Annotated in this window: 13 protein-coding genes; 3 read left to right on the plus strand and 10 right to left on the minus strand. The window is 42.5% G+C overall.

The features are described 5' to 3' along the window. Positions 1–7 precede the first annotated feature (7 nt). The 4 genes from argS to J7384_RS07390 form a co-directional block, all read right to left on the minus strand. Positions 8–1,756: an arginine--tRNA ligase gene (argS, locus tag J7384_RS07375; protein ID WP_209112587.1), complete on the minus strand. Its 1,749-nt coding sequence runs from the start codon at positions 1,754–1,756 to the stop codon at positions 8–10. 182 nt (positions 1,757–1,938) lie between these two features. Beyond that, a complete protein-coding gene (gene prfC / locus J7384_RS07380; protein WP_209112589.1) occupies positions 1,939–3,519 on the minus strand; it encodes a peptide chain release factor 3 in 1,581 nt (526 codons plus the stop codon). 436 nt (positions 3,520–3,955) lie between these two features. Continuing rightward, positions 3,956–4,432: a hypothetical protein gene (locus tag J7384_RS07385; RefSeq protein WP_209112591.1), complete on the minus strand. Its 477-nt coding sequence runs from the start codon at positions 4,430–4,432 to the stop codon at positions 3,956–3,958. Positions 4,433–4,505: 73 nt separating this feature from the next. Beyond that, the gene (locus J7384_RS07390) at positions 4,506–5,327 is read right to left on the minus strand and encodes a DUF1194 domain-containing protein (RefSeq protein WP_209112593.1); all 822 of its coding nucleotides are present in this window, start codon (positions 5,325–5,327) and stop codon (positions 4,506–4,508) included. 256 nt (positions 5,328–5,583) lie between these two features. Between J7384_RS07390 and J7384_RS07395 the strand changes: the two genes are divergently transcribed. Further along, the gene (locus J7384_RS07395) at positions 5,584–6,531 is read left to right on the plus strand and encodes a hypothetical protein (RefSeq protein ID WP_209112595.1); all 948 of its coding nucleotides are present in this window, start codon (positions 5,584–5,586) and stop codon (positions 6,529–6,531) included. Between the two features lie 32 nt (positions 6,532–6,563). Here the strand turns inward: J7384_RS07395 and J7384_RS07400 are convergent, their stop codons facing one another. Then, a complete protein-coding gene (locus tag J7384_RS07400) occupies positions 6,564–8,078 on the minus strand; it encodes an ATP-binding protein (protein WP_209112597.1) in 1,515 nt (504 codons plus the stop codon). After that, the gene (locus tag J7384_RS07405; RefSeq protein ID WP_209112599.1) at positions 8,054–8,593 is read right to left on the minus strand and encodes a heme NO-binding domain-containing protein; all 540 of its coding nucleotides are present in this window, start codon (positions 8,591–8,593) and stop codon (positions 8,054–8,056) included. Before J7384_RS07405 ends, J7384_RS07400 begins: the two co-directional genes overlap by 25 nt. Positions 8,594–8,680: 87 nt before the next feature. On the opposite strand from J7384_RS07405, the gene J7384_RS07410 reads away from it, so the two are divergent. Together J7384_RS07410 and J7384_RS07415 are read left to right on the plus strand one after the other, a co-directional pair. Next, positions 8,681–9,985, plus strand: a complete 1,305-nt coding sequence (locus tag J7384_RS07410) for an HD domain-containing phosphohydrolase (RefSeq protein ID WP_209112600.1) — start codon at positions 8,681–8,683, stop codon at positions 9,983–9,985. A gap of 21 nt (positions 9,986–10,006) precedes the next feature. Next, a complete protein-coding gene (locus J7384_RS07415) occupies positions 10,007–11,410 on the plus strand; it encodes a sigma-54 dependent transcriptional regulator (RefSeq protein ID WP_209112602.1) in 1,404 nt (467 codons plus the stop codon). A gap of 66 nt (positions 11,411–11,476) precedes the next feature. On the opposite strand, the gene J7384_RS07420 is transcribed toward J7384_RS07415, so the two are convergent. The 4 genes from J7384_RS07420 to J7384_RS07435 form a co-directional block, all read right to left on the minus strand. Next, positions 11,477–11,914, minus strand: a complete 438-nt coding sequence (locus J7384_RS07420; RefSeq protein WP_209112604.1) for a DoxX family protein — start codon at positions 11,912–11,914, stop codon at positions 11,477–11,479. Between the two features lie 84 nt (positions 11,915–11,998). After that, complete coding sequence (locus tag J7384_RS07425; RefSeq protein ID WP_209112606.1) at positions 11,999–12,916, minus strand: putative DNA-binding domain-containing protein; 918 nt, start codon at positions 12,914–12,916, stop codon at positions 11,999–12,001. A gap of 1 nt (position 12,917) precedes the next feature. Beyond that, positions 12,918–13,805 carry a DUF692 domain-containing protein gene (locus J7384_RS07430; RefSeq protein WP_209112608.1) on the minus strand — a complete coding sequence of 296 codons (888 nt, stop codon included), beginning with the start codon at positions 13,803–13,805 and terminating at the stop codon, positions 12,918–12,920. Between the two features lie 47 nt (positions 13,806–13,852). Next, positions 13,853–14,143, minus strand: a complete 291-nt coding sequence (locus J7384_RS07435) for a DUF2282 domain-containing protein (protein WP_247741679.1) — start codon at positions 14,141–14,143, stop codon at positions 13,853–13,855. Positions 14,144–14,145 lie beyond the last annotated feature (2 nt).

A 14,145-nucleotide genomic window follows, 5' to 3' on the forward strand; every position in this document is an offset into this window, starting at 1 on the left:
AGACGCTTTACATGCGTTCCATCACTTCGATACCTAAAATATCTAAGCCTTGTTTCAGGCAATTGCCAATGAGCTGACAAAGGGCTAGGCGCGAAGCTTTAACATCTTCAGCAACGCCTTCTTTTAAGATAGGACACGCTTCGTAGAAACTCATGTATAGGCTCGCGAGTTCATACAAGTAGTTACAAAGCAAGTTTGGCGTGCCGTCGTTAATGACGGCATCCAATACTTCTTCCAATTGTAAGAGTTTTAGCGCTAGCGCTTTTTCTTGTGGTTCGGCAACCACTAAGCTGTTGGCATCTGGGTTGGCGACGCCAGCTTTACTGAAAATACTTTGAATACGCGAGTATGCGTATTGTAAGTATGGCGCCGTCGCACCTTCAAAGCTGAGCATAGTTTGCCAGTTAAAGATGTAGTCACTGGTGCGGTTTTTTGATAAATCGGCGAATTTCACCGCGCCAATACCAACTTTTTCTGCAATTTCGGCTAATTGTTCGACGCTGTAGTCTGGATTTTTCTCTTTAATAACCTCAGTGGCGCGGCTAACCGCTTCATCTAACAGCTCGGCAAGCTTTACTGTGCCACCAGTACGGGTTTTAAACGGTTTGCCGTCATCACCCATCATCATGCCAAATGGACAGTGATCGTAGCGGACGTTTTCAGGTAAGAAACCAGCTTTGCGGGCAACTAGCTCTACTTGTTTAAAGTGCAAGGCTTGGCGAGCATCGGTAAAGATTATAATGCGATCGGCGTTGAGCTCACCGCTGCGGTAGCGACAAGCCGACAAATCTGTGGTCGCGTACAAGTAACCACCACCAGATTTTTGCACGATAAAGACCGAAGGTTCGCCGTCTTTGTTCGCCATTTCGTCGATGAATACCACTTTTGCACCTTGATCTTCAACCGCGATATTTTGGCTGATTAGCTCGTCAATGACTTTTGGCAAATCTGGGTTGTAAGCACTTTCACCCATAATATCGCCACGGCTCAGTGTCACGTTGAGCTTGTTGTAAATTTCTTCACTGTGGGCAATTGAAATGTCGATAAACTGTTGCCACAAGGCTAAACAGTTTTCATCGCCGCCTTGTAGCTTGACCACGTAATCGCGAGCGCGATCGGCAAAGCCATCTTCGTTATCAAAACGCACTTTAGCTTCGCGGTAAAAGTTCTCCAAATCGGCAAGTGCTGTTTCGGCAACTTCATTGCTGGCTAGCTTGTCGCTTAAATGAGCGAGTAGCATACCAAATTGCGTGCCCCAGTCGCCCATGTGATTTTGGCGAATAACCTTGTCACCGCGAAATTCAAGCGCGCGAACAACCGCGTCACCAATAATAGTTGAGCGCAAGTGACCCACGTGCATTTCTTTGGCGAGGTTTGGCGCTGAATAGTCAACCACCACTGTTTCTGGGGTTGAGCGTTGGCTAACACCTAATTTACTATCGCTGCTAATACCAATTAGCTGCTCGCTCAACCACGTTTTGTTAAGGTGAATATTGATAAAGCCTGGGCCAGCAAGCTCGATTTTTTCGGCAATGCCTGAATCAACTAATTCAGGGCTAAGGGCATCAACCACTTTAGTGGCTAATTCCCTTGGGTTAGTTTTAAGCTTTTTGGCCGCGCCCATTACGCCATTGGCTTGATAGTCGCCAAATTGTGGTTTGGTCGATTGGCTGACCGCTGGGTTGGTATCTTCAGGTAAACCAGCAGCAACCATAGCTGCTAATACTTTTTCTGATAATATCTGTTTAATATTCATGTCGTTATCGCTTTCTCATTGTTATTTCGCCCAATTTCTTTATCAATCATGCTCACATACATTCGTATGCTGCGCGTGCTTTCTGTGAACTTGAACGAACTAACTGCGAGAAAGTGACAACTCGCAGTTAGAGAGTTAATTTTTTTACTTACATCTGACAGCTGGTAACTATCAACTTTCGCTTAGTGTTCACGGGTTTTGTGGAACACAATATCCGGATGACGCTCTTCAGCTAAGCTCAAGTTAACCATAGTAGGCGCGATATACGTTAAGTTATCACCGCCGTCTAAGGCTAGGTTATCTGAGGCTTTCTTTCTAAATTGGTCAAGAGTGCGTTCGTCGTCACAGGTACACCAACGGGCAGTGGCAACGCTGATTGGCTCGTAAATAGCATCGACGTTGTACTCGGTTTTTAAGCGTTGTACGACCACTTCAAATTGCAGGACACCAACGGCGCCTACAATCATATCGTTTGAAGTCAGTGGTCTAAATACCTGCACCGCACCTTCTTCCGATAATTGAATGAGGCCTTTTTGCAACTGTTTGGCTTTAAGTGGATCGCGCAAGCGAATGCGGCGGAACATTTCTGGCGCGAAGTTCGGAATACCGCTAAATTTCATGCTTTCACCAGAGGTGAAGGTATCACCAATTTGAATGCTGCCGTGGTTGTGTAAACCGATAATGTCGCCAGCGAAAGCTTGTTCAACATTGGCGCGATCACCCGCCATAAAGGTTACCGCATCGGCAATTTTTACGTCTTTGCCAATCCGTACTTGGCGCATTTTCATGCCTTTTTCGTACTTGCCTGAAACGATGCGCATAAACGCAATGCGGTCGCGGTGTTTTGGATCCATATTGGCTTGGATTTTAAAGACGAAGCCTGAAAATTTTTCTTCAGTCGCACTGACATCGCGAGTATCAGTTTTACGTGGCAACGGCTTAGGTGCCCATTGCGTAAGACCATCAAGCATATGGTCGACGCCAAAGTTGCCAAGTGCAGTACCAAAAAATACTGGTGTTAGTTTACCCGTTAAAAACTCTTCTAAATCGAACTCGTGAGACGCGCCAACCACTAGTTCAAGCTCTTCGCGCAAATCTTCGGCGTAATTGCCAATTTCCGCGTCTAACTCTGGGTTGTCTAACCCTTTAATGACGCGCTTTTCCTGAATAGTGTGGCCTTGGCCAGTGGCGTACAAAATGGTTTCATCAGTTAAGATGTTGTAGACACCTTTAAACTCTTTACCCATGCCGATAGGCCAAGTAATCGGCGCACATTTTATTTTCAAAATGTCTTCGACTTCGTCCATCACTTCCATTGGGTCGCGCACATCGCGGTCCATTTTGTTCATGAAGGTAATAATTGGCGTGTCGCGCAAACGAGTAACTTCCATGAGTTTGATGGTTCTATCTTCAACACCTTTAGCGGTATCAATCACCATTAAACACGAGTCAACTGCGGTTAGGGTGCGGTAAGTATCTTCCGAGAAGTCTTCGTGACCAGGAGTATCGAGTAGGTTGACCAAACAATCGGCGTAGGGGAATTGCATCACCGAGGTAGTGATTGAAATACCGCGATCTTTTTCCATTTCCATCCAGTCAGATTTTGCGTGCTGACCAGATTTCTTGCCCTTAACTGTACCTGCTTTTTGAAGTGCTTGACCGAATAAAAGGACTTTTTCGGTAATAGTGGTTTTACCCGCATCCGGGTGCGAGATGATCGCAAAGGTACGACGTTTGTCGACTTCCTGCAGTTGTACAGACATGCTGATTTACCTAGTTGAATCTTTATTAACCTGAGTTTTGGTTAATAAATGAGTTAAGTAATTGGTTTTAAATAAACCTAATACTTTAGTTCTTTACAGTTAGAGATTTTCTTTGATAACAAGGCAAATTTACGAGTCAATAGCTTGTCTATTGCAAGTGAATTTAACGCTGTTAGCGATGAAAATAGCTACCGTAAAGCCATTTATTATCCTGAACTCAGGTTTATCAAATAATTGACGAAAATTAAAGCGCGACATTATAGCCAAAATAGCATCAGAGGGCAGCAATTATTTGTTGTAGCACTAATAAAAATAACGGCATTTTCTCGGTTGGTTTGCCATTTCAGTGACAGAGCTTGCCACTATAAAAATGAAAAGAGGCGTTAATCAACGCCTCGGGCTTTTGTAGTGTTTTGGGGGCAGTAACAATTAACTATTATTCTGTGATATTAGCCGCCATTTCATTACTCGTGAGTTGATAATCAATGGTTTTTAATAGCACGTTGTCGATGTATATCTCCATTTGGTAACTACCCGGTTGGTCGTGATAATCAGTGCGCATAAAGATAGCGCCTCTCTTTTTAATCAACATAGCTTTACCCATAATTTTTGGATTGTTACGCTGTTCTTCACTTTTGGGCAGCACATGGACTGAGCTCAAGGTAAATTGTTCTTCGGTCAAGCCTGTAACAACAAGGCCGTACATTGATGTTTGCCCAGCTTTAGTGATAGGAATTTCTTCCGTGGTCATAAAGCCAACAGGTTCACCTGAGTCATTGTGTAAGACCAGACCAAAATTGAATTCAAAATTTTCCATTTTTTCTGCCAATAAGTCCTCGTTTTCTTTTATTGAGCTGGCAAAAGCCGGTTGTAACAACAAGGTGGCGATAACTGCTGCAAATAACTTAGTCATAATAGACTCCCTTTCGATGTCGTATTCGATAAACCTAACGAGTTCGTAATAGATTGATGTTCAAAATGTTTTGCTACTTTAACTGTGGCACTAACTGCGTCTTTAATTGAACTTTTAGTTGCCTAAAGCTATCTGGTCGTCTGGTTAGCAGTAACGTCGTTAGTCCAATTAACAGCAATATGATTGAACTGGGTTCAGGAATAGAGACCACTCCGACAGGCTGTGTACCTGCTATTTCAGCTGCGATCTTGTTTTCAACAGACGTTTGAAATGCAGCAAAATCAGCAGGAGCAAGTAAAAATGGACTGTCACCAGCAATAACATCATCCGCGTATTGATCGATGACTCGCTGGCTGGTCGTGATAACAATGCCATTTATGGTATCTACACCTGCAGCTATCGCGCTATTAGCCGCAGTATCAGGTGAGATACCTTGATTATTTGTGCCATCGCCAGAAATATCTATAACTTGTGCAGTACCATCAAAGCCGTTGTTGTCAAACAGCGGATATGAATACTCAATGGCACTACCTATTGCTGTCCAACCTGCAAATGGTCGAGCTAGCGAAGCCAAATCGTCGGCGAAATCATTAGCTGATTGGGCGGAATCGATTAGCGTCCAGTCGACCATTACTTGCTGCTGGCTACTGCCAGACCACATGATCATCTGCACAGCGATTTGACCCAAAGTGCCGTTGATAATTGCATTTTGCACAGTGTCGCTTTGAAACGCTCCTTGATAACCCTGCAGCTGTAAGTCGTACTCACGACTGTCAATACTGCCGGAGATATCAACGAGTAACTGAAGTTCAACATCAACTGGCGTAATCGCTTTCAACGGTAGTGCGGTTGTAAAAGCAATTAGTCCAGTCAAAGCGAATATTAAGTTACGCATAATATTGCTCCCTTTGACTCAAAAATTTCGCCGCTTCACACGGCGCCCAAGCTTGTCATTGCATAAAGTCGGCCATCGTTTAAGTTTATGAATTTTATCGTTTTTTACTTTTTTTATTGGTAGTTAGATGCAAAATGCGGGTGTTTATTTGCATTTTGCAAAGCACAGTGCGAAACCTTGTTCGACTGAATTGTTATAGACTCTTTAAATTGTTGATTTATATGTTTTTTTCTTTTTTAATGAGTTGGAAAGGTTTTTGCAAACTCAGTTGTCGAGAAGACAAACAGATAAATTGTCCCCAGCCAATATTACGGGGTTAAAACATCGCGATGGTCGCGATAGCGAGGTAGTTATGAGTTATTCATATCACAGAGAGAGAAGTTACAGTAGTCGTTCTGGTAGCAGATCAAGCAGCAGACGTCGCTTTAAGGAAAGCCTGATTATTATCACTATCGTCCTTGCTATTATTATTGCGTTAATGTTTGTCTGCTTGAAACTTTGGCAAGGCAAAAATGAATTGCAAAACTCGTTGGTTGAAAAATCAGTTATTGTTAAAACTTACGAGCAAGAGCTTTCTATACTGCGCACATTAAATCCATACCATGTCGGTAGCAGTGAGGTACTGCAAGAAGCGGTAAATAATATTGACCTATTTCCCGGTTGGATAACACGCGTTTATCCACTGCCAGAAAATCACGAAAAAGCTATGTACATGATGGATTTAGGTTCTTTTGTGATGAATGAAACGCGCTTTTCACTATCAAGCCATCAACGCTACGGTATTCCTAAACCTAATAAAAGTATGTATCGCATGAACGGTTTAATGCCGAGCCACGTTAAAGGTCGCCATCAGATTGGTATCGAGTTTTATATCAACGACAGAAAGCTAGTTGTAGCCAAAGACAAGTCGGGTATTGGTTCTTGTTACGCTCGTGTTGACGTTAACCAAAAGCGCGTAATTGATAAGCATCTGCGTATTTTTACACGCTACAACACTGAGCAAATGTTGACTGGTGAAGTTGAGCTTAACAAAGGGTTATTTCCAATTAGTGCAGTATTTTACTGTGATAAGCGTTCAGATTTTAATGGTGCAGATGTTGAAGTCGCAATATCGTTTAGACAGCCAAACCAATCTAGCTTGTCGGTAGAGCGCAACTCAATTTTCCATATCTACAACCCACAAGGCGTTACCGCTAAGCTTTAATTATGAAGCTTAGCGAGTTTCGTTGCTACAAGCTATTGTACCTCAGATGATTCTAACGGGAATCTAATGGTGAATACACTACCGTGATTGAGCTCAGAGTTAACACTAATTATTGCATTATGCTGCTCAATGATGGCGTAAGAAACTGAAAGGCCAAGACCCGTACCTTCATTTTCGGCTTTTGTTGTGTAGAAGGGCTCAAATAGTTGTTTGAGTGTGGTTTCACTCATACCACAACCGGTATCGCTAACACTGACTTCTACTTCGTTACCCGCTAACCTGCTCTCAACCGTTAAGGTACCTTTCTCGAACATGGCATTTTCAGCGTTGACAAATAAATTGATAAAAACCTGCTGCAGTTGACCAAAGTTGCCGACAATGTCTGGTACTGGCTCTGCCAGTTTTTTTACCACTTGATGTTGATATTTAAGCTTGTTCCAAACAACCTTAAGTGCACTTTCAATCACTTCGTTAATATTAACTGCGACAAACTCGCTGTGATCTTTGCGAGAAAACGTTTTCAAGCCGTTAACAATATCAGTCACTCGGGTAATTCCTTCGAGGCACGCATCAATTAGTGGGATAACATCTTCTTGCGCAAAATTGAGCTGCCTGAGGTCTACAGTATTGCTGAGTTGTTCTTGGTCAACTGCCGCTAAGCCACTATTAAATAGTGCGATATAGTCCTTTAGTGTATCGAGATTACTATTGATATAGCCAATTGGGTTATTGATTTCATGGGCGACTCCAGCCGCAAGTTGGCCAAGTGATGCCATCTTTTCATTGTGAACCAGCTGTTGCTGAGTGTCTTTTAGTTCGGTTAGTGTGGATGTTAGCGTCTGGTAATTATAAGCGAGCTCAATCTCTGTATAGCGGCGTTTGATTGCAGATCTGAACTGCTGACCAGCGATGTGAAGTGTTTGCTTAAAGTCTTCATTGTAACAGTAGTGGTTGACATCAAGCACTATGATACGTTGCTCTTCATTACTTATTGGAACGGTTAAATGCAACAATGTGGTGTGATCAAGCAATGCAGATAAACAAGTTAAATAGGTGTCTTGTTCGTGCTCAATCCGTTGCCATAGGTGGTTACTTTCTTTATTGCTTAAATATTCTATCGTACCGCTAAATTGAGATTGCCACGGAATGGTTTGCCATTCATTGGTATTTGGTGGCTTTTTAAGCACCTCGTAGTTCTGATTGGAGGGCATTACCAGTTGCAATGCTCCGCAGTTTTCTAGCATTTGACTCAAATGGACAATAAAGTCACTAAACATTTCGTCTATGCTGTGATCTGATAGCATGTCTTTGGTTAAAAACGCCAAAAACTGCAATTGAACCTGTCGTTTGTTCGCTTGGTCAAAGGCGTCTAACATTTCTTTGTTAGCGAGAAATGACGCCTGCGCTTGCTGATCTAGTTTAGCCTCCAGTTGCTTTTTTTGATTGCGTTCCCGTTGCAGCGCTTTTTCTAGGAGGCTTATGGTTTGTTGAGCAGATAACTCGCGATGAGCGGGAGCTTGATTTAGCTGGTCACTCGAATTAGACAATGCTCATCTCCTTGGCATACACATTCAGTTTGGCTAATTGCCACGGTTTGATTGAAGTGTTTGGCTGCGCCTAAAATTAATCCCTCAGCGAAAAAACACATTTTTCTACGTGAAACGTATCGAATCACTAAGGTCGTAGGTTGGGGCTGATCGTAGAGCAGAGTTGGCGTGTAGGCCATTGGATCGGCCTTTTTAACCTCAACGTGAATGACTTCGTCAACCGCGCGTAAAAAATCGAACAGATTATCTATGTGTTTAACTTGTTGCTGCACTAGGCTGAACAATGTTGGAAAAAAGAAAACACCGAACTTGCGTTGAATCTCTGGATTATTTTGGCCAGTAATTCGCTCTAACGTCGACATTAGCTGGTTGAATTCATCGTCTTCGTACAGCTCTGTTGCTAGATATTCCCCATTTGACTCGAGCTGACTCTGTTCAATGGTCTCTTGCCAAACGGCTAAACCATACTCTTGTTCAATAAACTCGGCAAAGCCACTAAAGACGGCACCTTTCATTTTTATTATCCATTTTCTTTCGAGTGCATTATAAAAACTATAATGCTAACATGGCTTTAATAGCAAACTATTTTAAATGGATCTTTAATGTTGCCAGCGATACTTTTGCTTGATGATGAACCTCAAATACTTCAGGCGTTAACTCGATTGTTGCGAGACAGTTATCAAGTTAATGCTTTCACTGATGCTCGCGAAGCATTGGCGTTTTTTCAACAAACGCCTACTCCTATCGTCATCACAGATATTAGAATGCCAGAAGTCGATGGCATTAGTTTTCTCAAAGCTATCGTTGAAATTAATCCCAGATGTCGCCGCGTAGTGCTAACTGGCTACTTAGATGCTGAAGTGGCTCAGCAAGCGATCAATCAGGGACAAATCTCGTGCTATCTTACCAAACCTTGGGACAATCAAGAGTTAAAGAGTCTCCTTAAGCAGCAACTGCAAGCACTTGCTTTAGAAAGCAAAAAAAACAAAACCCTCAAACAATTAAAAATTAATAATCAACAATTGTCTGCCAAACACAAGGCAATGACTCAGGCGATTGGCAATATTCAGTCAAAACAAACCAATACTAACGATAAGCTTGAGCAGTTAGCACTTGCTAACGAACAGTTGATTAAATTTAGTGCTGATTTAATAGCCTTGCAATCAGAAGATCACACAGGCCACAGTGTTAGAGTTGCCCACCAAGCCAAAGCACTAGCGCGGCGCTTTGATTTAGATGATGAATTGGTCAGTCAGATTTATTTGGCGGGGCTGTTGTATCGCGTTGGCATTACCAGCTTACCCGCTGAAATACTGCCGCTGAACGTCGAACAATTGACTACAGCGCAAGCCCACGAATGGCAGAAATTTCCTCAAGTTAGTGCGACAATTTTGTCAGAAACAGAGTTGTTTAAGCCTTGTGCCGAGTTGGTTAAACACTTATTTGAGCACATAGACGGCAGTGGTAATCCTGACCATTTAGCCAAACGAGCGATTCCCTTTGGTGCGAGAATTTTGGCATTAGTCATTCATTACGACATGTTGATCCAGGGCACAATTAATGGCCGCGTGCTACCACCGAGTGAAGCACAAGTGTTAATTGAACCGTTAATAGGTAAAACCTTTCAACGAGAGGTTTACCAGCAATTTTTAACCATGCTAGAAAAGCCAAGCGAGCACGAGGATTTTGAAGTGCCGGTTGCGGTTAATCAACTCAGTCCCAATATGGTGTTGGCGCAAGATATTCAAACCCATTACCAAAAGAAGTTATTAGCTGAAGGCTGCACACTTCAAACTAGCCAAATTGAGACGCTGCAAAACTATCAACAGCGTCTGAACAAGTCTTTAGTCGCCTACGTTCGCAGTGAAAGTTTGGCTAATGCCGAAAACGTCGCTCAGGTTAAATAATAAGAATTAAGTGGTATTAATATGATAACAAACAGTGAGCTGCCATTAGTCGTTGTTGTCGATGATGAAAGTGAGATTTTAGCCGCGATTAAACGGAGTTTGATGCGCGTAGATGTTTGTGTTGAAACGTTTAATTCACCTCGGTTAGCGATTGAATTTATCACTAGTAATGAGCCTATTGTGGTTATTTCTGATCAGCGAATGCCGGATATCACTGGTCAAGAAGTATTGACCAAAGTTAAAGATATATGGCCAAATTGTCGGCGTATTATGCTCAGTGCTTATCGAGATTTTGACGAAATTGCCGACGGCTTTAACCAAGCGGTGATTGAAAAGTTTATCGCCAAACCTTGGAAAAATGCTGAACTTATTTTTATTGTCGAAGACGCAATAAAACAAACCCAAGAAATCGAAAAGCCGGAGCGACAATTCAATGAAATTGTTGGTCAGTGCCCACCAATGCAAACTTTGTTTTCAGATATAAGTAATGCTGCAGGGGCTAATGTGCCGATTTTTATCCACGGAGAAACTGGTACAGGTAAAGAGCTAGTCGCGCGTGCTTGTCATCAATATAGCCATCGTGCTGATAACGAATTTATTGCGGTTAACTGTGCTAATTTTTCTGAGACCTTAATAGAGTCACAGCTATTCGGTCACAAAAAAGGGGCTTTTACCGGAGCCACCAGTGACCAAGCGGGTATTTTAAAGCAGTGTCAGGGCGGTACCTTATTTCTGGATGAGGTCACTACCTTACCCATGCCATTGCAGGCGAAACTCTTGAGGGTGCTTCAAGAGCGCGAATTCACGCCCATTGGTGAAACCAAAACCTACAGTTTTGATGCCCAAATTGTTTCGGCCTCGTCAGTGAGGCTAGTTGATGCGGTTCGACAAGGGGAATTTCGACAGGATTTGTACTATCGTCTGAACGTGATTCCACTACAGATTCCAGCGTTGCGTGAACGGGGGCATGATGTTTTGTTAATTGCACAAAAGTACCTAGCACAATACAGTCAAGAGCAAAATAAATCGTTTGTTGATTTTGATGATAACGCCAAGCAATTTTTACTCAACTATTCATGGCCGGGTAATGTTAGACAGCTTGAAAACTTAATTCACAGCGTTGTTATTATGAATCAAGGGCAATACATCAATGTCGATATGTTGTCGCGTTTAGTTGAGCAAGAAATGCTAGGCGAGTTGCCTGCTCAAACCCAGGCACCAAGTGTTTCGGCGATTCTTGAACCCGTGTCTGCGCCCAATGGGGCCGTTAATAGTGACACAAGTGGTGAAGTTAAACCGCTGGCGGAAATAGAAAAACAAGCCATTTTGGCGGCAATAGAAAGTTGCCAAGGCAACATTAGTCAAGCGGCGGCACTTTTGGACGTTAACCCTTCTACTATCTACCGCAAAATGCAAAAGTGGTAAAAAAAATGGCAATAACTGCCCCCAGTTATTGCCATTGATAATTAGTTGTTATTGAGAACTAATTGACTAGCTAATTTTTAGTTTGTAGTCTGCTGCCAGCTTACCACCACCAAATACAACAACCGCTAACATTAACGTACCCCATAAAATATGGTCAGTATGTGCTGCTGGGCTAATGTCAACTAAGCTGATTACTGCGACGTAGTTAACAATAAACAAGCCAATAGCTGAAATACGGCTAAACAAACCTAAAACAAGTAATACAGGTAATACTAATTCGCCAAAAGTACCTGACCACGCGGCAAATTCTGGTGAGAAAAATGGCACTTCGTACTCGTATTCGAATAACAACAAGGTTGATTCCCAATCGCGAATTTTAGTTAAGCCCGATTTGAAGAATATTGAAGCAACGTATAAACGCACTAATAACAAGCTCGGTGAGCGCAAGTAATCTAGTAAATCAAAAATTTTGTTGTGCAATTGCCTAGCTGCTGCAAACGCCATAGTAAAATCCTCTAATAATTTGTTAATGGTAATTGTTAGTTGTTTGAGTTGGTTAAAAATATGCTCAAATAAATACTTGTATCATCAATTGAGCTTTTTAATACTCGTTAGTTGTTCTTGTTGAATGGCTTTTGGTAACCATTCAAGCAAGGAGAAATCGTTGCGCTCTAGCGCTATTAACTCATCTAGTGCTGCCCCAATAGATTGCTGTTGGAGCTGTTTTTGTAACCATAAATACTGTGATTGCGTAATGGTTTCAAAATGCGCTTTAAACATCGGACGCCAGATAAAAACATATTGGCTTTGGTCTACTAAGTCTGATTCCATTGCCTTGTCAGTTAACGGCTGCAATAATGATTTGTCGCTTAGTTGTTGCAGGTTTTCCAACATTGTCTGCTGGTGTAAATCAACACCTTGGCTCGTTATGTTATCAAGCTGTTGTGCTAAACCAACAATGTCATATTGACATTGAAATAATCGGCTGCCACTTGCTAGTGATATAGTTAGCTGATAAGCGTCGACTTGCTCAAGTAAAGCCAGCGTAGTCAAATCAGGTTCTATATCGATTGCCCGCGTTGCTTGATGTAAGTTCAAATCAAATCGCGCGAGTTCAGCAACAAGTGCGGTGGTTAGCTCGTGCTCAGTTGATGACAACTCAGTATTTTGCTCAATAAATTCGGGGAAGTCTTTGCCGTATTCGCCCCAGTCGTATTGTGTTTTCAAGCTGTTGGTCAAGTACAAGTCTGCTAGCTGATTAAAATTGCTCAAACCCAATAGTTTACTGGTGTAGGCAAAGGTAATACTCAGTGCTCTGCGACCATTGGCTAGCATGTTATTTTGGTAAATGGCCAAACCAGCTTGCTGTTGAGCACTACCACTGAGTTCAAGGCTATTTCCTGGCTCAAGGCTGCTTTCTAGCTCAAGGCTGTTTTGCAGGGAAAAAATCGCTTCTACCAGATCGTTTTGGCTTTTACTCAGCGTTGAGGTACTAGGTTGTGTCATTTTAAGCGTCACCTAATACCTCCTGAGCAATTGTTCGGGCTTTGTCGGCCTCAGCAATAAGTGTTGCCCAGGTAGGCAAGCTCAAATCCCATTCAACTAGCGTTGGCACCGGCCCAAATTTTTGCAGTGCATAGCGGTACAGTTGCCATACTTGCGATGACACTGGCTGACTGTGATCGTCAATCATAATGTCAGTCTCTGCCACCGGTGTACAACCCGCTAAGTGAAATTCACCAACCAACTGTGACGGAATTTGCTCTAACCATTGTTGTGCTTGCAAGACCGGATCCGAAACTTTCTGGTTAATCGCGTTAACCATTAAGTTGTTTAAATCGACTAATAACTTGCAACCAGTTTGCTGACAAAGCTTAGTTAAAAATTCAGCTTCGCTATAAGTTGAACCGGGTAGTTCAATATAGGCGGATAAATTTTCAACTAAAATTTGTCGTCCTAAGTGCTGTTGTGCGCGTTCAACATTCGCTGACATCACCTCTAAACTTTCATCGTTAAACGGTACAGGTAATAAATCACCGGAATGAACAGGGGTGTCGCTGATATTTGCCCAACTAAAACAAGCGTGATCTGATACCAATAGCGCATCGTTTTGCTGACATAGTTGGTGCAATTGTTCAATTTGCTCACTTGGCGCTGGTTCAACAGAACCCAAACCTAAAGAGGTGGCGTGAATGCTAATTGCGTAGTGCTGTTTAACATCAGCTAATAGTGAGTGGCTGATACCACCACGAGCAAAAAAGTTTTCTGCGTGTACTTCTATAAAGTCGATGTTTGCTGGAGACGTTAAGGCATCATCGTAATGTTCATGCCTTAAACCAACACCAATCAAAGGTAAGTTCGAGTTGGTGTTTGACTTTGTGCTATAGGAAAACATATACATCAATCTCCAGAAACATCAAAACACGTACAAGCAATTAAGGCTTAACCTTTTTGAGTTTTATACCACTCTTTAGCTTCTTTACGAGTTAATCCGCCAAGAGTCTTACAAGTGCCCTTGTTAACTAAACGCCATTCACCTTTGTCATTGTCAACAGTAGATTGACCTGCACAAGAGTGAGTGCCTGCTAAGTTAGCACAGTCGTTTTGACCCGCTGGAGATACACCGTAACACTTTTCTTTCTTTGCTTTACCTGCGGCTTCAACGTCGCCGGCTACACCCATAGAAACTGCTGCAGCTAGTGCTGCTGATAAGACTAAGTTATGTTTCATCATTA

It is taken from the genome of Endozoicomonas sp. G2_1, assembly GCF_017744155.1.
GTDB lineage: Bacteria > Pseudomonadota > Gammaproteobacteria > Enterobacterales > Alteromonadaceae > JAGHQT01.

Bases quoted from the DNA above. Each gene is read 5' to 3' on its own strand.
- argS (WP_209112587.1), bottom strand. From the start codon at position 1,756: ATGAATATTAAACAGATATTATCAGAAAAAGTATTAGCAGCTATGGTT.
- prfC (WP_209112589.1), bottom strand. From the start codon at position 3,519: ATGTCTGTACAACTGCAGGAAGTCGACAAACGTCGTACCTTTGCGATC.
- J7384_RS07385 (WP_209112591.1), bottom strand. From the start codon at position 4,432: ATGACTAAGTTATTTGCAGCAGTTATCGCCACCTTGTTGTTACAACCG.
- J7384_RS07390 (WP_209112593.1), bottom strand. From the start codon at position 5,327: ATGCGTAACTTAATATTCGCTTTGACTGGACTAATTGCTTTTACAACC.
- J7384_RS07405 (WP_209112599.1), bottom strand. From the start codon at position 8,593: ATGAAAGGTGCCGTCTTTAGTGGCTTTGCCGAGTTTATTGAACAAGAG.
- J7384_RS07410 (WP_209112600.1), top strand. From the start codon at position 8,681: ATGTTGCCAGCGATACTTTTGCTTGATGATGAACCTCAAATACTTCAG.
- J7384_RS07415 (WP_209112602.1), top strand. From the start codon at position 10,007: ATGATAACAAACAGTGAGCTGCCATTAGTCGTTGTTGTCGATGATGAA.
- J7384_RS07420 (WP_209112604.1), bottom strand. From the start codon at position 11,914: ATGGCGTTTGCAGCAGCTAGGCAATTGCACAACAAAATTTTTGATTTA.
- J7384_RS07425 (WP_209112606.1), bottom strand. From the start codon at position 12,916: ATGACACAACCTAGTACCTCAACGCTGAGTAAAAGCCAAAACGATCTG.
- J7384_RS07430 (WP_209112608.1), bottom strand. From the start codon at position 13,805: ATGTTTTCCTATAGCACAAAGTCAAACACCAACTCGAACTTACCTTTG.
- J7384_RS07435 (WP_247741679.1), bottom strand. From the start codon at position 14,143: ATGATGAAACATAACTTAGTCTTATCAGCAGCACTAGCTGCAGCAGTT.